Origin of the sequence: Olsenella uli, assembly GCF_016899935.1 — a bacterium.
GTDB lineage: Bacteria > Actinomycetota > Coriobacteriia > Coriobacteriales > Atopobiaceae > Thermophilibacter > Thermophilibacter uli_B.
Genome location: NZ_JACJJK010000004.1, coordinates 96,625 through 123,382, shown reverse-complemented (window position 1 = coordinate 123,382; position 26,758 = coordinate 96,625). Strand labels below are relative to the sequence as shown.

20 protein-coding genes are annotated in these 26,758 nt (G+C 66.3%); 3 read left to right on the top strand and 17 right to left on the bottom strand.

Annotated features, from left to right (window positions below; translation table 11 throughout):
* Positions 1 to 3: 3 nt before the first annotated feature.
* From H6A07_RS04870 to H6A07_RS04835, 8 genes are all read right to left on the bottom strand, one after another.
* Positions 4 to 1,350 (bottom strand): hemolysin family protein, encoded by a 1,347-nt coding sequence (locus H6A07_RS04870; RefSeq protein ID WP_204813804.1) that lies wholly within the window; start codon positions 1,348 to 1,350, stop codon positions 4 to 6.
* 389 nt (positions 1,351 to 1,739) lie between these two features.
* Complete coding sequence (locus tag H6A07_RS04865; protein ID WP_204813803.1) at positions 1,740 to 2,747, bottom strand: hypothetical protein; 1,008 nt, start codon at positions 2,745 to 2,747, stop codon at positions 1,740 to 1,742.
* 105 nt (positions 2,748 to 2,852) lie between these two features.
* Positions 2,853 to 4,037, bottom strand: a complete 1,185-nt coding sequence (locus H6A07_RS04860; protein ID WP_204813802.1) for an FprA family A-type flavoprotein — start codon at positions 4,035 to 4,037, stop codon at positions 2,853 to 2,855.
* A 132-nt stretch (positions 4,038 to 4,169) separates the two neighbouring features.
* Positions 4,170 to 6,245 carry an elongation factor G gene (locus tag H6A07_RS04855; RefSeq protein ID WP_204813801.1) on the bottom strand — a complete coding sequence of 692 codons (2,076 nt, stop codon included), beginning with the start codon at positions 6,243 to 6,245 and terminating at the stop codon, positions 4,170 to 4,172.
* 170 nt (positions 6,246 to 6,415) lie between these two features.
* Positions 6,416 to 11,845, bottom strand: coding sequence for a Spy0128 family protein (locus H6A07_RS10360; RefSeq protein ID WP_204813800.1), 5,430 nt, complete (start codon positions 11,843 to 11,845; stop codon positions 6,416 to 6,418).
* A 401-nt stretch (positions 11,846 to 12,246) separates the two neighbouring features.
* Positions 12,247 to 13,527: a Fic family protein gene (locus H6A07_RS04845; protein WP_204813799.1), complete on the bottom strand. Its 1,281-nt coding sequence runs from the start codon at positions 13,525 to 13,527 to the stop codon at positions 12,247 to 12,249.
* A 202-nt stretch (positions 13,528 to 13,729) separates the two neighbouring features.
* Complete coding sequence (locus tag H6A07_RS04840; RefSeq protein ID WP_204813798.1) at positions 13,730 to 13,915, bottom strand: Arc family DNA binding domain-containing protein; 186 nt, start codon at positions 13,913 to 13,915, stop codon at positions 13,730 to 13,732.
* A 15-nt stretch (positions 13,916 to 13,930) separates the two neighbouring features.
* Positions 13,931 to 14,950 (bottom strand): SPFH domain-containing protein, encoded by a 1,020-nt coding sequence (locus H6A07_RS04835; protein WP_204813797.1) that lies wholly within the window; start codon positions 14,948 to 14,950, stop codon positions 13,931 to 13,933.
* A gap of 204 nt (positions 14,951 to 15,154) precedes the next feature.
* Here H6A07_RS04835 and H6A07_RS04830 point away from each other — a divergent pair, with 204 nt between their 5' ends.
* Together H6A07_RS04830 and rlmD are read left to right on the top strand one after the other, a co-directional pair.
* On the top strand, positions 15,155 to 16,123 hold the full coding sequence (locus tag H6A07_RS04830; protein ID WP_204813796.1) for a hypothetical protein: 969 nt from the start codon (positions 15,155 to 15,157) through the stop codon (positions 16,121 to 16,123).
* Between the two features lie 263 nt (positions 16,124 to 16,386).
* Positions 16,387 to 17,553, top strand: coding sequence for a 23S rRNA (uracil(1939)-C(5))-methyltransferase RlmD (rlmD, locus tag H6A07_RS04825; RefSeq protein ID WP_204813795.1), 1,167 nt, complete (start codon positions 16,387 to 16,389; stop codon positions 17,551 to 17,553).
* On the opposite strand, the gene purN is transcribed toward rlmD, so the two are convergent.
* From purN to H6A07_RS04790, 7 genes are all read right to left on the bottom strand, one after another.
* Positions 17,550 to 18,182: a phosphoribosylglycinamide formyltransferase gene (gene purN, locus H6A07_RS04820; protein WP_204813793.1), complete on the bottom strand. Its 633-nt coding sequence runs from the start codon at positions 18,180 to 18,182 to the stop codon at positions 17,550 to 17,552. The genes rlmD and purN overlap by 4 nt on opposite strands.
* Positions 18,172 to 19,251, bottom strand: a complete 1,080-nt coding sequence (gene purM, locus H6A07_RS04815; RefSeq protein WP_204813792.1) for a phosphoribosylformylglycinamidine cyclo-ligase — start codon at positions 19,249 to 19,251, stop codon at positions 18,172 to 18,174. Before purM ends, purN begins: the two co-directional genes overlap by 11 nt.
* 52 nt (positions 19,252 to 19,303) lie before the next feature.
* Entirely contained in the window at positions 19,304 to 20,773 is a 1,470-nt protein-coding gene (gene purF / locus H6A07_RS04810) for an amidophosphoribosyltransferase (RefSeq protein WP_239471072.1), read from the bottom strand.
* Positions 20,774 to 20,824: 51 nt separating this feature from the next.
* A complete protein-coding gene (locus H6A07_RS04805; protein WP_204813790.1) occupies positions 20,825 to 21,898 on the bottom strand; it encodes a class B sortase in 1,074 nt (357 codons plus the stop codon).
* A 42-nt stretch (positions 21,899 to 21,940) separates the two neighbouring features.
* The gene (gene purE / locus H6A07_RS04800) at positions 21,941 to 22,402 is read right to left on the bottom strand and encodes a 5-(carboxyamino)imidazole ribonucleotide mutase (protein ID WP_204813789.1); all 462 of its coding nucleotides are present in this window, start codon (positions 22,400 to 22,402) and stop codon (positions 21,941 to 21,943) included.
* Positions 22,403 to 22,468: 66 nt separating this feature from the next.
* Positions 22,469 to 22,798, bottom strand: a complete 330-nt coding sequence (gene brnA / locus H6A07_RS04795) for a type II toxin-antitoxin system BrnA family antitoxin (RefSeq protein WP_204813788.1) — start codon at positions 22,796 to 22,798, stop codon at positions 22,469 to 22,471.
* Complete coding sequence (locus H6A07_RS04790) at positions 22,746 to 23,054, bottom strand: BrnT family toxin (RefSeq protein WP_204813787.1); 309 nt, start codon at positions 23,052 to 23,054, stop codon at positions 22,746 to 22,748. Before H6A07_RS04790 ends, brnA begins: the two co-directional genes overlap by 53 nt.
* 267 nt (positions 23,055 to 23,321) lie before the next feature.
* Between H6A07_RS04790 and H6A07_RS04785 the strand changes: the two genes are divergently transcribed.
* Complete coding sequence (locus tag H6A07_RS04785; RefSeq protein WP_204813785.1) at positions 23,322 to 24,203, top strand: pyridoxamine kinase; 882 nt, start codon at positions 23,322 to 23,324, stop codon at positions 24,201 to 24,203.
* A gap of 103 nt (positions 24,204 to 24,306) precedes the next feature.
* Here H6A07_RS04785 and H6A07_RS04780 read toward each other — a convergent pair whose 3' ends face one another.
* Together H6A07_RS04780 and H6A07_RS04775 are read right to left on the bottom strand one after the other, a co-directional pair.
* A complete protein-coding gene (locus H6A07_RS04780) occupies positions 24,307 to 25,830 on the bottom strand; it encodes a DUF6273 domain-containing protein (protein WP_204813784.1) in 1,524 nt (507 codons plus the stop codon).
* Positions 25,831 to 25,935: 105 nt separating this feature from the next.
* Positions 25,936 to 26,733 carry a hypothetical protein gene (locus H6A07_RS04775; RefSeq protein WP_204813783.1) on the bottom strand — a complete coding sequence of 266 codons (798 nt, stop codon included), beginning with the start codon at positions 26,731 to 26,733 and terminating at the stop codon, positions 25,936 to 25,938.
* Positions 26,734 to 26,758: the final 25 nt, after the last annotated feature.

The following is a 26,758-nucleotide window of genomic DNA, read 5'->3' as shown; positions in this document are numbered from 1 at the left end:
GGCCTACTCCTTCGCCGGATCCGGCTGCTTCTCTCCGTCAGCGTCGCCCTCGCCGTCCTCCGCAGGGGGCTCGGGGGCGATGACGCGCAGCATGGAGAGCCTGCGGCCGCGCATGGACTGCACACGGAACTGATACCCATCCTTGACGAAGACGTCGCCGGGATGGGGCAGCTTGTCGGCCTGGTCGAGGACGAAGCCGGCGATGGTCTCGAACTCCTCGGAGTCCTCGACGGGCCAGCCGAGCTCGATGGCGTCGTCGATGGAGAAGCGGCCGTCCACGAGCCACTCGCGCTCGGAGAGCTGGGTGAGGTACTTGTTGTCTGGGTCGAACTCGTCCTCGATCTCTCCGACGACCTCCTCGACGATATCCTCGATCGTGATGACGCCGGCCGTGCCGCCGTACTCGTCCACGACGATGACCATCTGGTCGTGGCTGGACTGCATCTCGGAGAGCAGGGGGATGATGTCCTTGGTGTCGGGGACGAAGTCCGCCGTGCGGGCTTGGCGGGCGACGGGGTCGCTGCCGCGGCCCTCGTCGAGGATGGGGCTGATGATGTCCTTGATGTGCGCGATGCCCACGATGCGGTCGACGGACTCGTGGTAGACGGGGATGCGCGAGTAGCCGGTTCGGCGCATGATGGCCAGGACCTCGGAGAGCGTGGCCGTGTCCTCGACGGCGGTCATGTCCACGCGCGGGACCATGACCTCGCGGGCGATGGTGTCGCCGAGCTCGATGACCTCGTGAATCATGGACTTCTCCTGGTCGGAGAGCTCGTCGGCGTCGGCGACCATGTACTTGATCTCCTCCTCGGAGACGCTGTCGCGCTCGTCGGCGGACTTGATGCCGAGCACGGCGGACAGGCCGTTGGCGGACTTGGCGGTGAGCCAGACCAGCGGTCGGGCGACGTGCATGAAGCCGCGAATGGGGCCGGCGACGGACTTGGCCATGCGCTCGGCGTCGGAGAGCGCGATGCGCTTGGGGACGAGCTCGCCCACGACGATGGAGAGGTAGGAGACCGCGAGCGTGATGAGGATGGGAGCCAGCGGGACGGCGACGCCCTCGGGCATGCCGAGGCTCATGAACCAGCCGCCCAGCGGGTCGGAGAGGCTGGTGCTCGCGAACGCGGAGGACGCAAAGCCCACGAGCGTGATGGCAACCTGAATGGTGGCGAGGAACTGCTCGGAGTTGGATCCCAGGTCAAGGGCGGCGCGCGCCTTGCGGTCACCCTCCTCCGCCTCCGGCTCGAGAACGGCCCTCTTGGCGCTCACCACTGCCAGCTCTGACATCGAGAAGTAGCCGTTGGCCAGGGTGAGCAGGAACGTGACCACAATAGATATCGCTACGTCCATGCGCTCGTGCGCAACCTCCTTGGTCGGAAGACAGATGCGTGCTGCGGCGCAAACGCCGACGCCGCTGGCACAATGGATTGATTTTAGCAGGTCGGGCGGGCGGGCGCATTCGGTAGCGTCTTAGTTTATGGATGGCGGCGCCGCATCTGCAAAACGACCGTTCGTGTGATGAAATGCTCGTCCGCACTGCAAAACAGCCTCTCGTGTGATGGCTTTTTCGGCCCGCCGGCGTCCTTTGGCCTGCCTCAATCCGCGTTTCCCCAGTTGGCAAAATCATTAGTCAAATCAGTTTCCGTAGCGGCCTCGATTCTCTATCACACGAAGGTCACTTTTGCAGCGAACCACGCCGATTCATCACACGAGCGGCCGTTTTGCAGCGGAATCGGCCGTCACTCCCTGCCGCGCAACGCCCCGAGGGCCGCCTCCTCTGACTCCGGCCCGAAGAGCCGCTCCCGGAGCCGGGCCCGCGCCTCAAGAATTCGCGCAGTCGGAGGCCTCCGCTGCAGGCCGAGGCTGCCCTCGAGATCGCTCACGAACAGGTTGAGCTCGACGTTGCTGCGGAAGGTTCCTTTTGTCATGGTTATGCAGTCCATGCCCACGGCCCTAAACGCCCGCCGCTTCCGTTCGTCACGGGCACGGGCCTCGGGCGAGAGGTGCTCCTGGTCGCTGTCGTACTCCCCGACGGTACCGTTAGGCCAGGAAAAGTCGGGAATGAGGGTCTTCTGGCCCAACGCGTCGGCGAACTCCCCGGGGAGGCGAACCGCCACGTTCATCTTGAACCCCGGCGCGCCCGCCCCGCCCTGCACCCGAGGCAATGCCAGCAGCACGCCAACGCAGCTCTCCTGCGGCGAGTTCGAGTTGTCGGCCACGAGCGCGAGGGCCTTGATGGCCCGCGCGGCCCCGCGCACGCCAAGGGCTCGGGCCGCGTTCGCGTAGGTGCGCAGCTCCTCCACCGTCGCAAGCGGCTCCACGTCGCTCTCGAAGCCGCGCGGCGAATCCGTCGCCAGCGCGTAGCTCCCCGCCAGTTCGTAACCGACCTCCGCAAGTGAGATCTCGTCCATGGTAGTTGCAAGCTGGACAAACGTCACCGCCGGCCGGCAGATCGAGATTCCGTCCCCCACCGAGAACAGATGTCGCTCAAGAAGCGGCCCCGCCCACACCCTGCTGCGGACGTCCCCACGACGTCCAAGCCGTGCCGACGTGTCGGGAACCACGACGTCCAGCGGGCCGTCGGCGGAACACAGGTCGAGCGCCCGTCCGACCTGCTCGCCGAAGGTGAGCTCGCGCGTGCCGTAGACCTTTCCCTCAGGCTCGTCGTCCCAAAGGGGCTGGGCCGCAACGCGGACGGCACGCCAGAAGGAGAGCGCGGATTCAAATCCTATGCGCAGAGCTTTCATCATGCCGTCCTTACACTAATACTATTAAGTTTGTACGTTATGTACTATAGCAAAAAAGGGGCCGCCCGTGAGGACGACCCCTTCCCTTTGCTCTGGGCGTGTGCGCTACGCCATCAGCTTGGCAACCGAGTCGCGCGCGGCAACGAGCTGCTCCTCGCTGGGGATCCAATTGATCGCCAGCGTGTCGACCGGCATCCGGAACCCGGCGGCCTCCAGCTCGGCGGCGACGTTCTTGGGGCCAGCCGGCGCCCAGCCGTAGCTGCCAAAGGCCAGGCCCACGCGGTTGTCGTTCTTGGGCGAGAGGCCCTTCATGTACGTGAGGAAGCCGGCGACGGTCGGCAGCATCTGGCTGTTGAGCGTCGGCGAGCCCACGCACACGTACTTGCAGTCCATGAACACATCCATCACGTTGGAGACGTGGTTCTCCTTGAGGTCCATGAGCTGCGCGGGAACACCGGCGGCAAGGAAGCCGTCCACCAGCGCGCGGGCGATCTTCTCGGTGGAGTGCCACATGGAGTCGTAGACCACCACGGCGCGCTCCTGCACCTCACCGGACACGAAGCCCTCGTACGCCTTGAGGATGTCCTCCACGTGGGAGCGCCAGATGACGCCGTGCGCCGGGCAGATCATGTCGAGCGCGTCCGGGCCGAGCCCGCGCACCGCCTTCACGGCCGCCGCCGCCTGCATGCGGTACGGCTGCACGATGTTGGCGTAGTACTTGTGCGCCTGGTGCATGACCTCGCACATGTCGTTCTCGTCGTCAAAGCGCGCCGAGCTGGCAAAGTGCTGGCCAAACGCGTCGTTGGAGAAGAGAATCTTGTCGTAGGCGTCGTAGGTGACCATGTTGTCCGGCCAGTGGACCATCGGCGTCTGGACAAACGCCAGCGTGCGCTTGCCGATGCAGAGGGTATCGCCGGTCTTGACGCCGTTGTAGCCCAGGTCGCCAAAGTGCGCAGTCATGTTCTTCACGCCCTGCGGCGCGGAGCAGTAGATCTGGCAGTTGGGCGCCAGGCGCTTGATCGTGGGCGTGTTGCCGGAGTGGTCCATCTCCACGTGGTTGGCGATGAGCACGTCGATCTTGGACGGGTCGATCACCGAGGAGATGCGCTCGAGCAGCTCGTCGGTGAAGGTGATCTTGGCCGTGTCGATCAGCGTGACCTTCTCGTCCAGGATGAGGTAGGCGTTGTAGGTGATGCCGGCCTCGGTGGTGTAGCCGTGGAACTCGCGCGCGTTCCAGTCGAGCGCGCCGACCCAGTAGACGTCCGGCTTGATCTGAACTGCGGAAAGCATGGGCCCTCCTTGGAAGTGTGGGATACCTGCTCGCAGTGTAGCACCCCGGCGAGAAGAACGGGCGGCCGGCCCAAATGCCGACCGCCCGCGTGGGGGGCTCACATGTGGAAAAGGGACTGTCCCCTTTCCACGTTACTTCTCGCCGGCGGCGCGGCGGGCGGCGTAGTCGTCCGCCAGACGCTGCTGGATGTCGTGCGGCACCTGCTCGTAGCCGCTGACCTCCATCTCAAACTCGCCGGTGCCGCGCGAGAGCGAGCGCAGGCGGGTGGCGTAGTCGGTGACCTCGGCATACGGGATGGTGGCCACGACGGTGGTCTCGCCGGCCTGCGCGCCGGTGCCGGCCTCCATGCCCTCAACGCGGCCGCGGCTCGCGGAGACGTCGCCCATCACGGAGCCGGCGTAGCTCTCCGGCACGGTGATGCGCAGGTGCGCCATCGGCTCCAGCAGCACGGGCTCGGCCTGCGCCACGGCCTTCTGGAAGCCGATGCGCGCGGCGGTCTTGAACGCCATCTCGTTGGAGTCCACGGGGTGGTAGGACCCCTCGTAGACGGCGCACTTGACGTCGATCATCGGGTAACCGGCGAGCACGCCCTCGCGCATGGTCTCCTGGACGCCCTTGTCGATCGCCGGGATGAAGCCGCGCGGGATGTGGCCGCCCACGACCTCGTCCACGAACTCGTAGCCAGCGCCCGGGTTGGGCTCGATGCGCAGCCAGCAGTCTCCGTACTGGCCGGCGCCGCCGGTCTGCTTCTTGTGGCGACCCTGGGCGGAGGCCACGCGACGGATGGTCTCGCGATACGGGATCTTGAGCGCCACGGTGTGGGCGGTGATGCCCGCGCGGTCCTCGAGCCGGTCAAGCAGCACGCTGACCTGCGCCTCGCCGATGGCGGAGATGACGGTCTGGCCGGTGTCCTCGTCGCGCTCCACCTTGAGGGTGGGGTCGGCGTCCGCGGACTTCTCGAGGAAGGCGTAGAGCTTGCCCTCGGTGCCGCGCGCGTCCGGCTCGATTGCGATGCGGTAGAGCGAGTTGGGGAAGCGGAACTCGGCGGCCTCCACCTTGCCGGTCACGGAGAGCGTGTCGCCGGTCATGGCCTCGAGCTTGGGCACCACCACGATGTCGCCGGCCGCGGCGCTCTGCACGTCCGTTGTCTCGCGGCCGCACATCTGGTAGAGGTGGCCCAGGCGCTCGGTCTTGCGCGTGCGCGCGTTGGTGAGCTCGATGCCCGGCGTGATGGTGCCGGCCAGCACCTTGAGGAAGGAGAGGCGGCCGTTCTGCGGGTCGTTGAGTGACTTGAAGGCAAAGACCACGGGGCGCTCGTCGTCCTCGGAGATGTCAAGCTGCTCGCCGTTGACCAGCGGGATGCGGCCAAAGTCGGCCATCGTGGGGAACCAGGCCACGGCGGCGTCCATGAAGGAGATGACGCCCTCCTCGCGCACGCAGCTGCCGGAGAACACGGGCACAAAGACGCGCTCGCGGATGGCCTTTGCGAGAAGCCCCTCGAGCTCCTCCTGCGTGACCTCCTCGCCCTCGAGGTACTTCATCATGATCTCGTCGTCCGCCTCAACGACGAGCTCGGTGAGCTGCGCGCGGGCAGCCTCGGCGGCGTCGGCGTACTCGGCGGGGACGTCCGTGACCACGGGCTTGCCGCCCTCGAGGTGGCGCGCCGTCATGTGCACGACGTCGATGATGCCGGAGAACGCCTCGCCGGAGCCCATCGGAATGGTCACGGCACCCAGGTTGGAGCCAAAGCGCTCCTGCAGCGCGGCCATGGCCACGTCAAAGTCCGCGTCCGGGCGGTCCAGGCGGTTGATGAAGAGGGCGCGGGCGAGGCTGAGCTCCTCGGCCGCGTACCAGAGGCGAGTGGTGATGGTGCCCGGGCCGCTCGCCGCGTCCACCACAAAGACGGCCGTCTCGCACGCGCTCATGGCGGCGTAGGCGTCACCGACAAAGTCCGGGTAGCACGGGGCGTCGAGCACGTTCAGGCGCGTACCCTCCCAGGTGATCGGGGCGATGGAGGTGGAGATGGAGAAGCCGCGCTCGCCCTCCTCGCCGTCGTAGTCAAGCGTGGGCTTGGTGCCGGCGTGGCCGCCGAGACGGGTGGTACGCCCCGTCAGGTGGAGCATGGCCTCGGCCAGCATGGTCTTGCCCACGCCGCCTTGGCCCACAAGGACCACGTTCTTGACCTTCTCGCTTCCCTTAGCTGCCATGATGCCTCCCTCGAACGGGGTGTGTGCACGATGTCATTCACCTTACCCACGGGAGGGCGCTGTGTTGCGGACATATCGGGCAGCGGGCGAGAAGAACGGTGGGGGCGGGTGAGACAAAGGGGCGGCCCCGTTGCCGGAGCCGCCCCGTGCTTGAGCCTATGAGCTCTTGGTTACTCGCGCCTCAAGTACCTGCGGACAAGGACGCCGCCCGCGATGACGGCCACGCCGAGAAGCGCGACCACCGGCACGTAGGCAAACGACTGGTCGCCCGTCTGGGGAATGACGTCCTGCGGGCCGCCGTTGCCGGACGTGCCGTCGGTGGTCCCGGAGCCGGTGCCGGCGAAGGTGTTGACGAAGTGCGAGCCGTCCTCACCGTAGCTGACCTCGGCGACGAGGCTGCCCTCGCCGTTGTCCGTCACGCTCACGTGGATGGTGCGGTCGGCGTTCTCGTCGTAGGTGACGCCGTCCTGGCCGTCGTTGACCTCGGTGACGGTGTAGTCGTACTCGCCCGCCTTGTCGAAGGCCACCGCGCCAAAGCTGACCGTGCCGTCAGCGGCGTTGGTCGCCGTGGTGGCCTCGGGCATGGGCGCCCCCTCGGAGCCGGTCAGTTCGAAGGAGAACTGCCCCGCCGCGAGCGCGCCGCCCTTGAGCTCCTTGATGACGCTCAGGGTCGCCGTGGTCGGCGCCGCCTCGTAGTTGTTGGCGAACGTGATGTGATCGAGCTGCTGACCCTCGGCGTCCGTCACGGTCCACGTCGCCGTCAGCGCGCCTGCACCGTCGTCCTCGACGTGCGCCACGGCGGTGTACACGGCTCCGTCGTAGGACACGCCGCCGAGGTCGTTGTTGTCCTCGCTGATGGCGAAGGCGTAGTCGCCCGGCTTCGCGAAGGTGAAGCCGTCACCAAAGACCACGCTGCCCGTGCCGTCCTCGTTCACCGTGTTGGTTGCAGTGATTGAGGCGGGGCTCACCGCATCGCCGTAGCCGCCAGCGGCGGCCATGGTAAAGCTGAACTCGCCCTCGTTGAGCGTGCGGCCGTCAAGCGTCTTGGTGATGATCAGGTTGCCGGTCGTCGGGTCGGTCGGGTTGGTGGGAACGGTCGGATCCGCATCATAGGTGTTCGTGAAGCTGAACTGGCTGCCCGCCGCCTGCTGTGCAGCGGCATCCACGCTGATGGTTCCGTCCTGGTTGTCGATGAGCGTCACCGAGAAGGTCTTGCCCTCGGAGGCCGCCGCGTCGTTGTCGACGCCCGCGACCACGCCGCTCTCCGTCACCTTATAAGTGAAGGTCTTGGAGTCGGCGCCGTCCAGGTCGGCGATGTCGTAGTTGATGGTGCCAAAGTCAACGGTACCGTTGGCCTGGTTCTGGGCCGTGGTAGTCGCGGGCAGCGGGGCGGGATCGCCCTTCTCGTCCACGCCCTTCAGCGTGAAGGTGTACTTGCCCTCGATGTTCGGCGCGTTCTCGAGACCATTGGTCTCGTAGATCTTGGTGCCGGCCACATTGAGCTGAGCCTTGGCGGAGGCGCCGTAGGTGTTCACGAACTCGAGGCCGTCCTCGGAGCCCTGAGGATAGGTGACAGTAAAGCCGAGCGTGCCGTTGCCGTTGTCGGTCACTACGACCGTCACGTCAAACGACGCCTGTGCCGTGCTCAGGCCGTTCTCGGCAAAGTCTGCCGTGTCCTCCATGACACGGTAGACATAGGTGTAGGTAGCTTTACCGCTGTCATCAACGCCCTTCTGCGCCACACCGTCGGCGACGTCCGCCTTGAGCGACTCGGTCGTGTACTCGATGGCCGGGAACATGATGTCGCCGTCGGCGTCGTTCTTGGCCTCGGAAACCTTGTCGACCGTCTCATTCGCGCTGTTCACCGTCCATACGCTGAACGTGAAGTCGTCGCCCTTGAGCGTGTCGTTGTTGAGCGTCTTGTGGGCCTCGATGGCCGTGGCGCCCTCGGCGTCGCCACCAAGCTCGCCCGTAGCGTTGTAGGTGTTGGTAAACGGCAGCTCGATGCCCGTACTAACGTGCTTGTCGCCAGTTATGGAAACTTCCTTGTTGAAATCCTTGCCGTCCGTAGCACTCGTTTTCACCGTGACTACGCCGTCATTATCTGCCGAGACCGTAATGGTCAGCGTGTAGGAAGTCTCGTCGTACGCAATTCCGTCGCTCGGATTGTCGGCAGGACGCTCCTCGGACACCGTGTATTCATACGTTCCGACGTTGCCTGCCGTAAGCTTAATGTCCTTGTTGGCGAGCAGATTGACCGAGCCCTTTACGCCGTCGTCCAAGTTGGTGAACGGAATGGTCAGCTTCTCGGACGCATCCGTGAGGCCAAACAGCTGAGCCGACTGGTCATCCTTCGGCTGAACGTTGACGGTGAACGTCTCGCCCTGCTTCATGTCACGGCCGTTGAAGGTCTTGGCTATGTTGACGTCAGTCGCGTAATCGTAATCGACCGAGCCACCCCAGAAGGTATTGGTGAAAGCAACGGTGTTATTGGCTGCAGTCTCATCGATGGTGCCCGTAGTCGTCAGATTCCCGGTGGTTTCATCAATCGTACCGGCCGGCGTAACGCTCGGATCGTAGTAGGCGGTCGCAGTCTCGGTCACCGAGTAGGTGGCTCCAATGGGCAGGCCGTCGATAACGGCGTGCTGGTTATGCGTGAGGGTGAAGGTTCCATCGTTGGTAATGGTCTCCGACAAACCGATCGCATCGTTGTTCTCATCGTACTTCGTGATGGTGTAAGAATCCGTCAGTGGCTGACTGTCGTCATCGGTGAGTCCCAGCGTGTAGGTGAACTCCCTGCTCGTGGAAGCGCCCTCTCCCGTCACGGTCTTGCTGATAGTGAGCGAGCTCGTGGTGGGAATCTGCTTGTTGGTCACATGGATGGTCACGTCACCCGTGAAGAGGGCGTTGAGACTCTGGTCGCCAAGGTTCTGCTTGTAATCGGTGCCGTTGCCGGTCGCGTGGGTGGAATCCATGCACTGCGTCACGTTGAAGCGCGACCAACCGGCGTCGGCCGTATACGTGGCGTCGTTGCCCTGCGAGGGCTGGTAGGTCAGCGCGTTGCTATCTCCACGATCCTGATACTGGAAGTGCAGCTCGGTGCCCTGGTTCGTCCAATCCGTGCCAGCCACAGGATACGTATCAGAGGTCTGCGGCTGAGCCTTGACCTCGTGCAGCGTGGAATCGACCTTGTCGTCAGCCGCAAAGCCGCGCATGCTGTAGACGAGGTTGCCAATGCCCGTCTCCACGGTCACGTTGTCGTCATCCTCGCCCGCGTTCACGTGCACGCCATCGTCATCGACGACGATCTGGATGGGCTCAGTCTCCTCCTGATAGTCCGCAGGCGTAGTCTCCGCGAGCACGTAGCTGCCGTTGGCGAGGATCTGCTCATCCATGTTGGAGTAGACCTGAAGCTCACCGTTCTCGTCGGTGGTCAGCGTGCTGAGAGCGGTCTGGCCGTCTGCCACGCCGTTATGGTCATCGTCGGCATACAGCTTGAATTCGACGCCCTGCATCGCTGCAGGGCTTGCAGCGTCGGTTACGTCCGTCTTCACCAGCGAGAGCTCGTTCTTGATGTTAGGCACCGAAAGCGTCACCGAGAAGATGCGCTCAAAGCCGTCACCCGCGTTGGGGTTAATCTCATATATATCGCTATTAGCGGTCAGGTCGTCGAACGACGTCGCGTTGGACCAGTAGTACTTGACGGCATACTGAGCGTCATCCGGATTGCCGCCGCTCTGAGTCAGCATGTACTCATACGTGTTGATGTCGCCCGGCAGGTCCTCGATCGTCGTCTGATACGCACCACCAGAGCCGAGCAAGAACTGATAGCCAGAGGCCTTGGCAGCCGTAACAATGGCCTCCTTGCTCGTAGCGGCGTTATCAATGGTGGCATCTGCCACATTCCAGCCAGTAAACGCATCTCCCGTCACGGGGTGGTAATTGCCCTGATCGTCAATCTGGGCAACCACAGCAAACATCAGACCGTTGGCGGATCCATGCGTTCCGTTGTTGACATCGGTCACGTACGTCGGCGCTGTAGCGGTCACATGAGCCTGCGAGTACGCGCCCGTCTCCCACCGGTTGCTGGAGAGCAGCACGCCATCGCCCGTGCCGTCCCTGTTTATGGTCGAGAAGCGCAGTTCAACCGTACCAGGGTTACGGTAACCGGCAGTCGCATCGCTCTCTGTCTCTTCGAGAATCCAGTATGCGCTGCGCTCGCCCATCTGTTCGAGCGTGATTGGCATATCCTGCCCGGCGCTGTTCTTGTAGGTGAAGATCATCTCGCCGTTAGCGTCGGTACGACCAGAAACGGTCGTCGCATCCGCAACGGGCTCGTACTGGGCATTCGCCTGCCTGAGCGTGAACTGCACGCCCGAACGTTCGGTACCGTACTGGTCAACCTTCACGATGCCGGACTCGGGGATGTTCACGAGGTTGTACTTGAGCGACATGTTGGAGTCGGTGTTGCCGCGCTCAAGGTAGAAGAAGTCGAGGGTGTGGTAGGTGTCGTCAGCGAAGGTGTTGCCGGCAAGGCCATTGGCCACACCAGCACCGCGCATGATGTCGCCGAGCGTAGTGTGCTGCTCAATAGAGACGTCACGGACCCATTTTTGCCCGTTCCAGTATGCACCCGACTGTCCCTGGGAGGCATCAACCTGCTTGGTCTTGCCCTCGTTGATCACAACATCGCCCGTCGCGAAGTTAATCGAGATGGACGAAGCATCGTGAATGCCGCCAAGGTCGCCAACAAGCACGCCGTCGATGTAAATCCACACGTCGTCGTCGCCGGAAAACTCATACGTAACCGGCACGCCGCCCTGATCCTGCGGAGCGGTATAGCCACCGTCCTGCTGGACAAAACGCGTAGACATGTTGAGGCCGAAGTAGTGGTTAATCGCCGCATTAGTCGACGTAATGTCCGTCTGGGTTATGCCGGAGCCCTGCTCCCTCAGGATGGCACCATCGCCCTGATCATTCCCCGCCGCGTTGTTGAAGGGGAAGAACTGACCGTTCGGAGAGGAACCTGCTGCCTTTACGCCCCATGCTCTGTAAAGCGTAAAGTTATCCGTATCTTCATTGAACTGGGCAAAGTTCTGCTGGCTGTTGTAGTAGTAATAGCCCTGATCGTCCACTTGGAGCAGGCCGTCAACATCCATATAGGCAGCCTTGCCCTCAAACTCAGTGGAGTCAAAAAGATAACCGAGCGAATCCGTGCCAATGCCACCGGTACCGGAAAGAACCGGATAGCCATCATCGCCGAGCCCTTCGGCTACGATACCCTGACGCGGCGCGGCGCTACTCGTCCAGTGGTTCACCGCGCTGGTATTGACGACAGTTTCGTCCGCCTGCGTACCCATACCTGCACCGAACTTGAGCACATGGCCAGCGTTAATTCCACGGTTCTGGTAGTCGTCACCGTTGGTCTGATCGCTTGCGTCGCGGCTTTGAATCCAGTAATCAAACAGATTGATCGTCGTGCCACGGGGGCTGACGCCGGTGACCGTGTGGTCGGCGTCGCCGATCGCTGCCTGGGCGGAGGAAACCACGCCAAAGACGGCTCCGGAGACCGCGAGCACGGCGACGAGCGCGCCGACCACCCGCGACTTCCTCAGGCGGGCGCTTGTTCCCCTTCTAGAGGAACCCCCCCCCCATTCTGAATTTGCGCATTGAAGACCTCACCTTCGACTTTGGACTCCGGTATGTTTGAAATGCGTTGATGCGGAGTATCACGCAAACTCTAGCAAAAAAGCGGGAGGGCCCACCGGAAAACGATTCCGATTTTGTCCCACGTGCGACCAGATTTAACGTGACCAACACAAGTCTCGGGCACGCCGTTCTTCTCGGTTATGCGCACTGGCGTAGGTTATGCGCACCAGCAGAGGTTGTGCGCACAGGTCAGTCTTCTATATCCGCAGCTAGACCGCACGGCGAGAAGAACGCCCCCTCGCCGCGCCGCGCATAACCTCCGGCGCTGCGCATAACCTCGCCGGCGAGGCGCCTATCTCCGATGCGCGGGGCGTTGGGGCACGTGCCGCGCGCTCTTCTCGACCGCAGTGTCTCCCCCGGGAACGGCAAGTGCCCGCTCGTAGGCCGTAAATGCGTCAAGTATGTCTCGGGCTGCATAAATGTTGCTCTTGCGGTTCTTGGCGCTCTGGTAGAGCACGCCGGCATCCACCAAGGTCGCCACCGCCTGCCTGACAGCCTCACGGCTTCTTCCCGTGAGGCGCGCCCCGGACTCGATGCTTATGACCGGGGAGCTGGGAAGAGCACTCAGCAGCAGATCGGCCGCAGAGTTCCCTCGGGGACGAACGCGCTCCCTCCAGCGGTCCTGGATGCGCCCGACGGACGCCTCGAAGAAGGCGGCACGCTCGCAGGCGACGACGCACGCGTTGGAGAAGTATTCGACCCAGTCGCTTGCCGCCTCGTCGGCGCTGGCCTCGTCTGCGGCAGAGTCCGCCCGATATGCGGCAAGGTTGTCGATGTAGCGCTCGCGGTCAGTGGCCAGCACCAGGGACACCGGGGGGACCACGCGGGGAGCCAGCCCCGTCCGACGGAGAATGATGTGGACCAGGGCCCGTCCGGTGCGACCGTTCCCGTCCGCAAAGGGGTGAATCGTCTCAAACTGTGCATGAGCAATCGCCGCCACCGCAACGGAAGGAAGCTCCGAGGAGTTGCAGAACAAAACCAGGTCGTCCACGAGACCCGGAACGAGCTCCGGGCGCGGAGGAACATACGCCGCCCCCAGCGGGTTGACCCGGTTGCCGCCAACCCAGTTCTGCTCGGTCCTCAGAACGCCGGCGTATCCGGCCGCCCCGGTGCCCTCGAGGAGGGCAGCGTTGATGTCGCACAGCAAGTCGACCGTGAGCTTCGATGACGACGCCGCGCGCTCGACTCCCCGCTGCATCGCCGCTATGTTGCCGATAACTGCCGCCTCGGCGCCGTCGACACGATGGGGCACGCCGAGTTCGTCGAGCGCCTCAAACTCAAGGAGCCTTCCCGCGGGCATCTCGAGCCCCTCGATGCGAGACGAGGCCAGCGCCTCCGCGCGCATGATCAGCCGGGCGAGCGGCTCGGTATCCGTCAGATGCGAGGACGTCTCGTTGAGGGCACGAATCGCCGACTCCGCGCGGGAGATGGACGCAACGGCGGCGGCCGAGAAGGACGGGGCGAACCCGCCGATCAGGTCGGGACGGTAGGGGTGGTACGCGCCGCTTCGGGGCTCTCGACGGCTCATCCCCCACGTATCCGTGAGCCAGTATGCGGTCTCGTATGCTCCCATGGCACCTCCTCGTAACCTTGCTCTACCGTAGCAGAAAACCAAGGTTATTAGATAACCTTGGTTTTTCCGCCTTCAAAACCAAGGTTTCCGCAGGAAGCCGCGCGACCAACACAAGTCACGCCCGCATCGCGCTTCTCGGCTGTACGCAACTTCGCCGTTTGAGACAAGGGGACGGGCTCGTTTGTCTCACCCGTCCCCTGTCTCACCGCTTGTCGTTCTTCTCGGCCGGGCCGCCCTTCTTGGGCAGGCGGCCTGCGCGGCGCAGGGCGTCGCGCAGGATCCACTCCACCTGGCCGTTGGCGCTGCGCATGTCGTCCGCAGCCCAGCGCTCCACTGCGGCCCAGACCTCGGGGTCTATGCGGAGCGGGTATTGCTTGCGCGCGGCCACGTTCTTCTCGCCCGCTTACTGATAGAGGGAGCCGGTGTTGAGGACGGGCTGGGCCTCGGACTCGCCGCAGAGCACGACCATCAGGTTGGAGGCCATCACGGCCTTGCGGTCCTCGTCGAACTCCACCACGCCGCCGTCGGAGAGCTCCTTGAGCGCCATGTCCACCATGGAGACCGCGCCCTCCACGATCTTCTTGCGCGCGGCGATGATGGCCTCGGCCTGCTGGCGGCGCAGCATCGCCTGGGCGATCTCCGGCGCGTAGGCGAGGTGGGTGAGGCGGGCGTCGTCCACGGAGACGCCGGCCGGGGCGAGGCGACGGTCGAGCTCGTCACGCAGGGACTGGGAGACCTCCTCGATGTTGGAGCGCAGCGTGATGGACTGGTTGGAGGCATCGTCGTCCTCCATGTGGTCGTAGGCGTAGACGCTCGCCACGTGGCGCAGGGCCGTCTCCGTCTGCATGGCCACGTAGCTGGGATAGTGGTCCACGTCGAAGAGGGCCTTGGCGGTGTCGGCCACGTGCCAGACCACGACGGTCGCGATCTCGATGGGGTTGCCCATCTTGTCGTTGACCTTGAGGCGGTCGCCGTTGAGGGTGCGGGCGCGCAGGGAGACCTTGGTGGAGAGCGCCTTGGCGGCCGCGGCCGCCTTCACGGACGGGGCGCCCTCCTCCAGGCTGACGTCGATGGAGGCTCCGGTGCCGTCCGAGCCCAGGCTGTGGGAGTAGAAGGGGTTGACCCAGTAGAAGCCGGACTCGCGGACGGTGCCGACGTAGTTGCCAAAGAGCACGAGCACGCGGGCCTGGCCCGGCTGCAGCGAGAAGAAGCCGCAGGTGACGATAATGGCTGCGATGAGCAGCACGATGCCGCTGACGAGCAGCGCCGGGCCCGTGACGGGCGCGGGGACGCCGGCGTCCTCGGCCGTGGCCAGGATGACGATGCCCTGGATCATGCCCCAGATGGAGGCGGCGTACGCGGCGAGGGTGACGAAGAGCATGGGCCAGCCGGACGCGGCGCGAGCCTGCTTCTCTACGGTCATGGTTGATCCTTTCCTGGTGCCGTGCGATCCCGGGGTGGCCCGCCTCGGCTGAGGTCATTGTGATATCACATTGGTCTCTTTGCAAATGGAGAATTCGTCGAGGCGGCGCCGAACGGCGGGATGGGGCGGGTGAGCGTGGCCTTGGGAGATTCGTGCAAGGTCCGATCCGTATGATGGGGGGCTCTTCGAGCGGGGAGGTGCCTCATGGGGATGTGCATCGGGTACGAGTCGGCGCTGCGGTACTGGCTCACCAAGACGGGGGACGAGGCTCTGCCGGAGCCCGCCAGCAGCGCGGCCATCGTGCGCGCGACCGCCGGGCTTCGGGAGGCGCGGGAGGAGTCGCTGCCGTTCGGCCCGGACGAGCGACGGCCTCTTCACCTGCTCGTTCCCGACCGTCGGCTGGGGCACAGGATGGACGGCGCGGTTGCCCACGTGGTGAGCCGCCCTCTGCCGGAGGGGTCCCTCTGCCATCTCTCGGGGGATAACACGATAGCCTCGCCCGAGCTCACCTACGCACAGGCGGCCGCATCCGAGCCCCTCCTCGAAACCGTGCGCGTGGGGTGCTATCTCTGCTCAACCTTCTCCATAGGCGACGACGGGCGCGACTACACCGGTGAGCGGAGACAGCTCACCACGGCGGAGGCCCTGCGCGCCTACGTTGACCGCCTCCCTCCGGGAACCCGAGGCGTGCGACGGGCCCGCGAGGCGCTCGCATACGTCATTGACGGATTGGCGTCGCCGACGGAGGTCTTCCTTGGGATGGCGTACGGGATGCCGCCAGACCGGGGAGGGATGGGGCCCTTTGTCATGCACGCCAACCAGAGGATTGAAATCGACGAGAGAATACAGGAGCTCCTCGGCTCCCGGTTCCTCAAGGGCGATCTCTATCTGCCCGAGTTTGGCGCCGACCTCGAATACGACAGCCGCAGGTTCCATACCGGACAATATCGTCTCGACCACACGCAGGCACGAAGAAACGCGATAGAGGCCATGGGCATCAAGACCATCTCGGCAACCTATGGCCAGATAAACGCCTTCGCAAAGTTCGAGAACTTCACCTGGATGCTCCGGAAGAGGCTTGGAATCGACCAGCCCGAATACTCGCTCGAGGAGCGCCGCGCGCAAATGGAGCTCTACGACACCCTTCTTTCTCCCGTAGGCCGGCTGTTCTGAGTCGCCCATTCATCGAGTCTGTAGTTTTTCGCGCTATCGCAAAATACAGACTCGATGAGCAACTCATCTACCAGCGGGTTCTTTCTCAGAAACCGAGTCTGTACTTTGAGGTGCGCCGAAAAAATACAGACTCGGTGAATCGAAGGGGCGACGCGGCCCAAGAGGCCACGGCGCGCAGGGTTTTCAGCAGGCGGAGGCCCGCGCGCATGATCCGGGGCCTGCTTGGAGCGGCGGTCGGGTATGCTTGCTGCGAAGGAGGCGTCATGGGATACAAGACCTACACCTGCCCGATCGCGCGGGACTGCGGGGGCTGCGAGTGGCTCGCGGTGCCCTATCCCATCCAGCTGCGCCGCAAGCAGGAGCAGGTGGAGCGGCTGCTCGGCGAGATGGCGCGGCAGGACCGCGCCGAGGTCGAGCCCATTCGGGGTATGGGGGAGCCGACGCGCTACCGCTACAAGGCGGCGACGCCGTTTGCCCATGCGCGCGGCGGGCGCGTGCTCTGCGGATTCTACGCGGCGGGAACGCACCGCATCGTGCCATGCGACACGTGCCTCGTGGAGGACCCGCGCGCGCGACGCATCCTGAACGGGGTGGCCCGCGTCGCCGAACGCCTGCACATCCCGCCCTACGACGAGGACCGAGGCACGGGCGTGCTGCGCCACGCAGTCGTGCGCTGCGGCTGGAAGACGGACGACGTGCTGCTCACGCTGGTCTCGCGCGTGCCGGAGCTGCGCAACGAGCGCCGCGTGGTCGACGAGCTGCTTACGACCTGCCCCGAGGTCACGAGCATCGTCCTCAATGTCAACGACCGGCGCACCAACGCGATCCTGAGCCGACGCTGCCGCACCCTCCACGGGCCCGGCCACATGCACGACGAGCTGCTCGGATGTCGCTTCGAGATCGGGCCCACGAGCTTCTATCAGACCAACCCCGCCCAGACCGAGGTCCTCTACGAGCTCGCGCTCGAGGGCGTCGGCGACGCGCGGACGGCGCTGGACGCCTACTGCGGGACCGGGACGATCGGCATCTGCGCGGCGGCCCGCCATCCCGAGCTGCGGGTGACCGGCGTCGAGCAGGTGGGCGGCGCCGTCGCGTGCGCGCGGCGCAACGCCGAGGCCAACGGCCTCGCCGACCGCTGCCGCTTCGTCGCGGCGGACGCCACGTCATGGATGGCGCACGAGGGCCGCGACCAGCACTTTGACGTCGTGATCATGGACCCGCCGCGCGCCGGCAGCACGCCCGAGTTCCTCGCGGGCGTAGCCGCGCTCGCGCCGCAGCGCGTGGTCTACGTCAGCTGCAACGTCGTCACACAGGCCCGCGACCTCGAGGTCCTGCGCGCCCACGGCTACCGCCTGACGCGCGCGACGCCCGTCGACATGTTCCCGCACACCAAGCACGTGGAGTCGGTCGTCACGCTCGAGCGCGCCTAGGCCGGGTCGACCGCCACCGTCAGATTGGGCCGCACGTGCACGCGGCCGGCGGCGAGCAGCCCCACGACCTCGGGGTACAGCTCGTGCTCGATCTCGTGGATGTGCTCCTCGAGCTCCTCGACGGTCCAGCCCTCCTCGACCGGCAGCGCGCGCTGGGCGATGATCGGGCCCGCGTCGTAGTCGGCGTTGGCAAAGTGCACCGTCACGCCCGTCACCTTGACGCCACGCTCGTAGGCGTCGGCGATCGCGTGGGCGCCCGGGAAGCTCGGCAGCAGCGCCGGGTGCAGGTTGACCACGCGGTTGGGGAACGCCGCCAGGATCGGGTCGTGCACCTTGCGCATGTAGCCCGCCATGATCACGTAGTCCACGCCACGCCGGACCAGCTCGGCGGCGATGATCTCATCGGCCTGCTCCGGGTCCGCGTAGATCTCCTTGGAGAGCGTGAGCGTCTGCAGCCCGGCGGCCTCCGCGCGCTTGAGGCCAAACGCGCTCGGCCGCGAGCTTACCACGAGCTCAATCGAGGCATTGAGCGTGCCATCGGCGATGCGGTCGATGATGGCCTGCAGGTTGGTCCCGCTGCCGGAGATGAGAACGCCCAGCTTGACGGCCGCGCGGTTCTTATCGCTCATCGTCGTAGACCACCTTTCCGGTGCCGGCCACGACCTCGCCCATCACAAAGGACTCGAGCCCCTGCTCGGCGAGAAGCGCCCGCACGCGCTCGGCGTCCTCCGGCGCGCAGATCACGCTCATGCCGACGCCCATGTTGAAGGTGCGGTACGCCTCCTCCGGCGTGAGACCGGCCTCGCGAATCATGTAGGTGATGACGGGCGGCACGTCCCACGCGGGGCCCTTCTCGCCACCGCGATAGACGAGCGCGTCGAGGCCCTCGGGCATGGCGCGGTCCAGGTTCTCGGTGATGCCGCCGCCGGTGATGTGCGCCATCGCGTGCACGGGCGCCCCGGCGCGCAGCGCGGCGAGCAGCTGGCCCGCGTAGATCTTGGTCGGGCGCATCACGGCGTCGGCGAGCGACTCGCCGCCCAGCTCGTCGAGCGGCGTCTCCAGCTCCTCCACGCTGCGCCCCTCGATCGCGACCTTGCGAACGAGCGAGTAGCCGTTGGAGTGGATGCCCGAGCTCGGCAGGCCGAGGATGACGTCGCCCTCACGGACGAGCTCCGGCCCCAGGAGCTTGGGCCGGTCCACCACGCCCACGACAAAGCCGGCGAGGTCATAGTCATTCTCGGCCATAACGCCGGGGTGCTCGGCCATCTCGCCGCCCACGAGCGCGCAGCCGGACTTGCGGCAGCCCTCGGCGATGCCGCCCACGATCTTGGCCACGTGCTCGGCGCGCAGCTTGCCGATGGCCACGTAGTCCAGGAAGAACAGCGGCTCGGCGCCCATGGGGACGATGTCGTCCACGCACATGGCCACGAGGTCCTCGCCCACGGTGTCGTGGCGGTCGAGCAGCTGCGCGATGGCCAGCTTGGTGCCCACGCCGTCGGTGCCGGAGACCAGGATCGGGTCCTCCATGCCCTTGAGCGCGGCGGCCGAGAAGCACGACCCGAAGCCGCCAAGCCCGCCGATGACCTCGGGGCGGCTGGTGCTGGCCACGGCCGCCTTGATCGCGTCCACGGCGCGGGCGCCCTCGGCGGTGTCGACGCCGGCGTCGGCGTAGCTCACGTGCTTGGTGTTCTCGGCCATCTCGGTCCTTTCTGCGAAACTTGCCTAAAAGGGGTCTGACCCCTTTTAGGCATCATTCTACGGGAACCTGCGCGAGGGGCGTGCGGGAGGCGTCCGAGGCCCGCTCGAGGTTGTTGGGCTCGCGGCCGGGCAGGAAGCGCTCCTCCCAGTACGCGCGCGGGATCTCCACCGGGTAGTCGCCGGTGAAGCACGCCGTGCAGTAGCCGTCCTCGGGCACGCAGGAGAGAAGCCCCTCGATGGAGAGGAAGCCCACGGAGTCCGCCTCGATGTGCGCGCGAATCTCATCGAGCGACATGTTGGCGGCGATGAGCTGGTCCTGGCTGCCGGTGTCGATCCCGTAGAAGCACGGCCACGTGACCATCGGCGAGGCGGAGCGCACGTGGACCTCGGTGGCACCGGCGGCCTTGAGCAGGCGCACGATCTGGCGGCTCGTGGTGCCGCGGACGACCGAGTCGTCCACCATCACGAGACGCTTGCCGCGCACCACGTCGGGCAGGGCGTTGAGCTTGAGGCGCACGCCCATCTGCCGCAGCTCCTGCGTGGGCTGGATGAAGGTGCGCGCGACGTAGCGGTTCTTGATGAGGCCGGTCCCGAAGGGAATCCCCAGCTCCTGGGCAAAGCCCTCGGCGGCGGGCGTGCCGGAGTCCGGCACGGAGATCACGAGGTCGGCGTCAACGGGCGTCTCGCGCGCGAGGCGGCGGCCCATGTTGTGGCGCATGAGGTAGAAGCTCGACCCGCGCACCATCGAGTCCGGGCGCGAGAAGTACACGTGCTCGAAGATGCAGTTGGCCCGCGCCGCCGGCGCGCAGCCGCGCTCCGAGCGGATGCCGTCGTCGGAGACGCGCACGATCTCCCCGGGCTCGATCTCGCGCACGAAGGTGGCGCCGGAGATGTCCAGCGCGCAGGTCTCGCTCGCCACGACCCAGCCGTCGTCGCCGAGCCGGCCGAGCACCAGCGGCCGGATGCCGTGCGGGTCGCGGAAGGCGTAGAGCGCGTTCTCGCGCACGAGCACCATCGCGTAGCCGCCCTCGAGCATGCGCATCGTGTGCGCGATGCCGGAGCGCAGGCGCCCCGCGCGCTGGGTGAAGTAGCCGATGAGCTTGGCCGCGACCTCGGAGTCCGTGTTGGAGCGGAAGGGGATCCCCATTTCGATGAGCTCGCGGCGCAGCGCGTCAAAGTTGACGAGCGTGCCGTTGTGCGCCAGCGCGATGATCACGTCCCCCACGGTGGAGAGGTGCGGCTGCGCTGACTCCCAGCCCTTGGCGCCGGCGGTCCCGTAGCGGCAGTGCCCGCAGGCGACCTTGCCCGGCATGGCGGAGAGGTCGGCGTCGGTGAAGACCTGCGTCACCAGGCCCAGGTCCTTGCGCACGAGCACGGTGCGCCCGTCGCCCACGGCGATGCCGGCCGACTCCTGCCCGCGGTGCTGCAGCGCGCGCAGGGCAAAGTAGGTCAGGCGCGCGACGTCGCGCCCGGGCGCCCACACGCCAAAGACGCCGCACTCCTCGTGAATCTTCTCGTCCAATGCCTCCCCCTCGTGTCGCCTAAAAGGGGTCTGACCCCTTTTAGGCAAGTTTTAGGCGCCCGTGCCCTCGCTCTCGCCGTCGGCCTCGGCGGGCTTGGGCACGCAGACGAGCAGCGTGCGCCCGTCGTCGCCGTGGGTGTAGTTGCAGGTGCACAGCGTCAGCGCGTTGCTCGTCTGGTCGATCAGCGCCTCGGCGTCGGAGCTCTTGGAGACCGCCTTGCCGAGAAGATCGGTGAGGTAGGCGTGCAGCGCGTCCGGCGAGTCAAAGGTGAACTGGCGGGCGTTCTCGTCGTTGGCGTCCGTCTCGTAGACGAGCAGCGGCTCGAGCTCGTAGGTCGCGTCCTCCGTCACGTACCAGATGGTGGAGACGCTGTCGAACATCTCCTGGTTGGTCATGTCGGAGACCGTCTTGAACATGGTGCCGTTGCGCATGTGGTGGCCGTAGATGAGCGTCTGCCCGTCGACCATGCCCGGCGCGGTGTTGTCGCAGTCCATGAAGATCTGGCCGCCGATCGCGTAGCTGCCATCGGCACCGGCGTCGAGGTACTTCTCGTTGTCGTCCGCCTGGTAGACGGGGAAGTTGACCACGGTCCCGGGAATCTGCACCCAGCCGACGACCTCGGGGTTGATCGCCTTGAGGCCCTCCCAGTCCACCTGCGGCGGCGTGGTGCCGTTGTCGGAGACGTCGGCGAAGGTGGCCAGCTTCTCGTTGAGCACGTCCTGCTCGTGGTAGCGCCACTGGTTGTAGATCCACATGCCCGCCGCCGTGGCGATGAGCGCGATGCCCACCACGAAGAGCACGACGGAGACGACCCGGCCCGCGCGCTTCTTGGGGTCGCGGCTGCGACGGCCGGAGAGGTCGTAGGGGTCGGTCTCGGCAAAGTGGGAGCGGCGGCGCCGGCCGTCGACCGGCGTGCCGGACACGACCGGGATGTAGTGGGCGCTGTCGCTCCGGGGGGTCCCGGCCGCGTGGGGGTTGCCCTCGGGCGCGTGATAGGACTCGTCCCCGCCGCGATGCGTGGTGAGACGCGTGCGCGGGTTGCCGCCGACGCGCCGCGACGTGCCGCGCCGCGAGGCGCCCCGGCGCTCGTCGCCCTCATCGGGCTGCTTGAAGTGCGAAGCCATCGACCCTCCTCGCTCCGGCTACGACCCCGGCCGCGCCGGGACCTAGGCCTCCGCCATCTGACGCTTGAAGTCCACGATCTTCTCGCGATACTCCGGCATGGTGGCGCCGAGGATCTGCGTGGCGTAGATGGCGGCGTTCTTGGCCCCGTTGATGGCCACGCAGGCCACGGGCACGCCGGAGGGCATCTGGACCATGGAGAGCAGCGAGTCCATGCCGCCGAGGTCGGACGTCTTCATGGGCACGCCGATGATGGGCAGCGGCGTGAAGGCGGCCACCACGCCGCCGAGATGCGCGGCCTTGCCGGCGGCGGCAACGATCACCTTGAGCCCGCGCTCGGCCGCGGAGCCGGCCCACTCGTGGACCTTGTCCGGGTTGCGGTGCGCGCTGGCGATGACCAGCTCGTACGGGACGCCCAGCTCGTCGAGCTGCGCGGTGCACGCCTCCATGACGGGCATGTCGGACTTGGAGCCCATGATGATTCCCACGAGCGGCTGATCTGCCATGTTGACCCTCCTCTGTCGCTGCATATGCTTTTCCAGTATAGGTACAAAGCGGCCGAGAAGAACCTTCTACTTGCGCTCCTCCACGGAAACGGGCGCCACCCCGAGGCGCACGTCGCGCTCCTGCTCCTCCCGCAGCCGCTCCCAGATCCACGTCTTAACGAGCGCCTGGCGCGCGACGCCCGTCCGGGCCGCGTAGGCGTCCAGCAGCTCGACCACCTCGCTCGGGAAGTCCACGTTCACCTTCCGGTAGGTGCGCACCTCCTTGAACGTGACGGGGCCCCGCAGCTTGCCATGCTCGAAGTCGAAGTACCGTCGCATGTCCTCGCCCTGGTCAAAGGCGGTGTCAATCTCCTCCGCCGTCGCCCCCGTCACCCTGTCTGCCCCTTCGATACTCATGGAGTGCCTCCCTCTCGTAGTCCCTGGCCCGCCGCACGGAGATGATTCGTATCGTGTCCCCGCGATACGTTATGACCGCCGTCCAGACCCAGCCGCCGACGTCCCCGATCACGAGATGCCTGTTGGTGTCGTTGCCGGGATAGGTCTCCAGCTCAAGGTAGTCCCCGCTCCACAGCTCGAGCGCCGTCAGGAAGTCGATGCCGTGCTTCTGGGCGTTGATCCTCTCCTTGTTTGGGTCCCAGTCGTATCCTTGCATGTCTCCCTCCCAGTATAGGTATGGAATACATATTGTTTCAATACCTAAACTCAGCCAGCCGACAAGAACAGCGTAGGCGGGGGACCTTCCCGCCCGCTGACCGATGGCGCGCACGGGACTGGCACGGGGCGTACACGCCGCAGGTCGGGCGCGGCGTTTTCCTGAGCCACGGCAAACGGCGCGTTACGAGCCTCCACACAACGCCCAGAAGGTCTATGCTGTGCCCTTGTACGCTGGTCCATCAGTCCGCGGACAAAGGAGAACCCCATGAACGACGCCAGCAATCTGCACCTCTACCAACGCGAGGGCGGCTACCTGCCGCGCGTCGCGGCCGTCCACGACCTGTGCGGCTACGGCAAGTGCTCGCTCGGAATCGCGATCCCGGTGCTCTCGGCCGCCGGCATCGACGTGTGCCCGGTCCCCACGTCGCTCTTCTCGGCCCACACGCGCTTCCCCAAGTTCTACATGCACGACACCACGCCCATGCTCACCGAGTACCTCGACGCCTGGCGCGAGGAGGGCATCGAGCTCGACGGCGTCTACTCGGGATTTTTGGGCTCGGCCGAGCAGGTCGACGCGATCCTGCGCCTCTATCGCGAGTACCCGAGCGCGCTGCGTCTTGTTGACCCGGTCATGGGCGACGGCGGAGCCAAGTACCCCACCTACACCGACGAGATGTGCGAGGCCATGAAGGGCCTGGTGGACGGCGCGGACGTGCTCACGCCCAACCTCACCGAGGCCTCCATCCTCACCGGCATCGCCTACGAGGGCCAGGACGTGGACGAAGCATACGTGCGCCGCATGACGGACGCGCTCCTCGCCATGGGCGCCAAGTCCGTCGTGCTCAAGGGCGTGGTCCACGCGGGCGAGAAGACCATCCGCAACTACGTGGCGGTGGCCGACGGCGCGGGCGAGGTCGAGGAGGTCTCCGGCGAGCTGCTCCCCTACATGCTGCACGGCACGGGCGACCTCTTTGCCTCGGGCCTGGTGGCGGCGGTCTACGCCGGCGAGAACCTGCTCTCCGCCGTTCGCTTTGCGAGCGAGCTCGTGCGCCACGCCATGCAGATCACGCCCGAGCAGCCCGACTACCAGGTGCGCGGCGTGAGCTTTGAAAGCACGCTCGGGGACGTGACGGCGCTTCTCTCCTAGGGATTAGCGACTCGACGCAAGCGGGGGACGGAGCGGCAGCGAGCCGTCCGTCCCCCGTTCGTTAGGTGCAAGAAAGGCGCTGACGAGAAAGACAGCAGGCAGCCTACAGGCAGAATCCTGCAATGACGTCGAACTCGTAGCTGGGGTTGCGCGCGTACTGCGGGTTGCCCTCGGGGGTCACCGTGAGCTGCCAGCGCTCGTCCGAGGAGGCGCCGCGCTGCCACCAGTAGTCGTCGGAGAGCTGCAGCAGCGGGCTCGTGGCCGCGCCGATGCCCTGGTCGGCGAAGAGCTGATACTGGTCCCCCTCGGCCGACATGCCCGAGGCGGACGATCCGCACAGCTCCGAGAAGGACAGCAGCCACAGGCTGTCGGAGGTCTCGCACTGACCACCGCCGGGGACGTTGGTCGTCTTGTCCACGGGGACAATCGCGCCGGCGAGCTCGTCGGGGAGCTCGGAGAGCACGGTCTCGTTGAGCCAGGAGCGCAGCGGCGCGTCCTCCCAGGAGACGCCCTCACCCGAGGGGTTGTAGGCGGCCGTGCCCAGCGACTCGCGCGCGACGAAGGTTATGCCGGCCGTGCCCTCGCCGTCGGCGCGCTGGTCCTGCCGGAAGCCCGCGACGGCAAACGGGACGTTCGTCCCGTCGGAGAGCTCGACGTCCTTGGTCTGCGTGCCGTCGAGCGTACCGTCGGACCCGCAGAGGTTGTACTGCTCGGCAATCTTGAGCCCCTCCTCGTCGGTGGGGGCGTCGGCGATGAGGGCGGAGATCTGAGCGAGCTCGTCCCAGGAGTAGTCGGCCACAGCGTCGCGCGCCTCGGGCGCGCCCTCGGGAGTGTTCTGATCGACCTCGGCGTCCTGCTCCTCGTCCTCCGCGCCGATCGGCGGGATGCTGCCGTCCGAGGGCGGCTGCACGACGGGCGGCTCCTCGTCGGGCGGCGCGAACGGGCCGAGCCAGCTGGTCCCCAGGCCCACGAGCGCCACCATGACCACGATCGCGAGCGCGACCACGCCGCCGGCGATCGCGGCCGGGTGCACGCGGCTCCCCTCGAAGCCGTCCGCGACGACACGGCCGCCCTTCCGGAGCTGGCGCCCGGCCGAGGCGAGCCGACGGCCGGCCTCGCGGACGAGGTCGGAGGCGGCGCGGGCGGGTCGGGCGGGCTCGCGGCGGTCGGGGAGCTCGTCGTTCTTCTCGGCTGCGGCGGTGGCGGGTTCGGCGGGCTCGGGGGCGTCCGCGCCCTCGTCAGGGACGGCGGCGGCCTCGACGGTCTCGTCCGTCGACGACGGCGCGACGTCCTTCTCGCCCGCGTCCTCGCGTACCGGTGCCTCGGCACGGGGCTCCAGGTCCTTCTCGGCCTCCGGGGCCGGGCCCTCCACGACGGGCTCCTGCTGGCGAATCCTGGGGAGCGTCGAGCGGAGGTCGCCCCGGGCGGCGGCGCGGCGGGCGCGGGGCTCGAGCGTGTACGCGCGCGGCGGCGGCGCGAGCGGGACCAGCGGGACGGCGCCCGCGGCCAGCGGGTCGAGCGGCTCCTCGAGGCGCTTGGGCATGGGAACGTCCTCGACCGGCGCGCCGCAGATCAGGCAGAAGCGCGCCCGCTCCGGCAGCTCCTCCCCGCACTTCTTGCACCTCATTGACGGCCCTCCTCTGTCGTATTCGTCAACAAGGTAGCATGACGCGGCTGACAGGGGGAGCGTCAGAAGTGAAACCGTTCTCTGAGCGGTCGGTTCGGGTCGCGCCTATTCGGCGCCCATCACCTCTACCGGGGTAAACGACGTGGTCACCTGGTCGCGGAGCTCCGCCTGGACCGAGTCGTCGATGCCGGTGATCGTACACGAGAAGTTGACTCCCGAGGCAGACTGCGTCTTGCGCCAGACGAAGGTCATGAACGAAGTGACGTCGCCGGTCGGCTTGAGGAAGCCAAAGAGGCTCGACTGCTGCATGTTGCCGTCTGCGTCCGTGTGGACGCTCACGTGGTAGATCACCGTGTCGATGTTGGGGTTGAGCAGGGCGTTCACGGCAAGCGCCGTGGCCTGCACCTGCGAGGACGAGAAGCACTGCAGCTCGGAGGCTGAGTTGGTGTCCACGACGCTCACCTCGACGGTGCCGGTGTTCTCGTCGGCCTCCTGCACGGTGAAGTCCGCCGGGAACTGCGTGAAGCCGTCGCCCCACTCCACGCCGCCGCGCAGGGCGTCCGCGACGGTGCGCACGCTGGCGGTGTCGGCGAGGTGCGCCGTGTTCACGCGACGGACGACGCCAAAGATGACCTGCCCGGCCACCACCGTGACGAGAAACACCAGGACAAAGGTGACCGCCGTGCGAGTGATGACCTTGCTGACGTCGGAGCCGGAGGGGTCGTCGCCGGAGAGCGGGTCCACGTCGACGGAGACGCCCTTCTCGCGGCGGCGAGCGCGCTGGCGCCGGGCGCGCTCCTCGTCGGAGTGGCCGCTGTGGTCAACGGTGGAGAACAGCTCTTCGGCCTCGTCGGCCGTGAGCGCGCCGCGCTGCTGGCGGGCCTTCGCGTCCCTCTTGAACATGCTCACTCTTCCTTACGGATTCGCT

Excerpts from the sequence above, each read along its gene's own strand:
- H6A07_RS04870 (WP_204813804.1), bottom strand. The coding sequence starts at position 1,350 with ATGGACGTAGCGATATCTATTGTGGTCACGTTCCTGCTCACCCTGGCC.
- H6A07_RS04865 (WP_204813803.1), bottom strand. The coding sequence starts at position 2,747 with ATGAAAGCTCTGCGCATAGGATTTGAATCCGCGCTCTCCTTCTGGCGT.
- H6A07_RS04860 (WP_204813802.1), bottom strand. The coding sequence starts at position 4,037 with ATGCTTTCCGCAGTTCAGATCAAGCCGGACGTCTACTGGGTCGGCGCG.
- H6A07_RS04855 (WP_204813801.1), bottom strand. The coding sequence starts at position 6,245 with ATGGCAGCTAAGGGAAGCGAGAAGGTCAAGAACGTGGTCCTTGTGGGC.
- H6A07_RS04845 (WP_204813799.1), bottom strand. The coding sequence starts at position 13,527 with ATGGGAGCATACGAGACCGCATACTGGCTCACGGATACGTGGGGGATG.
- H6A07_RS04835 (WP_204813797.1), bottom strand. The coding sequence starts at position 14,950 with ATGACCGTAGAGAAGCAGGCTCGCGCCGCGTCCGGCTGGCCCATGCTC.
- H6A07_RS04830 (WP_204813796.1), top strand. The coding sequence starts at position 15,155 with ATGGGGATGTGCATCGGGTACGAGTCGGCGCTGCGGTACTGGCTCACC.
- rlmD (WP_204813795.1), top strand. The coding sequence starts at position 16,387 with ATGGGATACAAGACCTACACCTGCCCGATCGCGCGGGACTGCGGGGGC.
- purN (WP_204813793.1), bottom strand. The coding sequence starts at position 18,182 with ATGAGCGATAAGAACCGCGCGGCCGTCAAGCTGGGCGTTCTCATCTCC.
- purM (WP_204813792.1), bottom strand. The coding sequence starts at position 19,251 with ATGGCCGAGAACACCAAGCACGTGAGCTACGCCGACGCCGGCGTCGAC.
- H6A07_RS04805 (WP_204813790.1), bottom strand. The coding sequence starts at position 21,898 with ATGGCTTCGCACTTCAAGCAGCCCGATGAGGGCGACGAGCGCCGGGGC.
- purE (WP_204813789.1), bottom strand. The coding sequence starts at position 22,402 with ATGGCAGATCAGCCGCTCGTGGGAATCATCATGGGCTCCAAGTCCGAC.
- brnA (WP_204813788.1), bottom strand. The coding sequence starts at position 22,798 with ATGAGTATCGAAGGGGCAGACAGGGTGACGGGGGCGACGGCGGAGGAG.
- H6A07_RS04790 (WP_204813787.1), bottom strand. The coding sequence starts at position 23,054 with ATGCAAGGATACGACTGGGACCCAAACAAGGAGAGGATCAACGCCCAG.
- H6A07_RS04785 (WP_204813785.1), top strand. The coding sequence starts at position 23,322 with ATGAACGACGCCAGCAATCTGCACCTCTACCAACGCGAGGGCGGCTAC.
- H6A07_RS04780 (WP_204813784.1), bottom strand. The coding sequence starts at position 25,830 with ATGAGGTGCAAGAAGTGCGGGGAGGAGCTGCCGGAGCGGGCGCGCTTC.
- H6A07_RS04775 (WP_204813783.1), bottom strand. The coding sequence starts at position 26,733 with ATGTTCAAGAGGGACGCGAAGGCCCGCCAGCAGCGCGGCGCGCTCACG.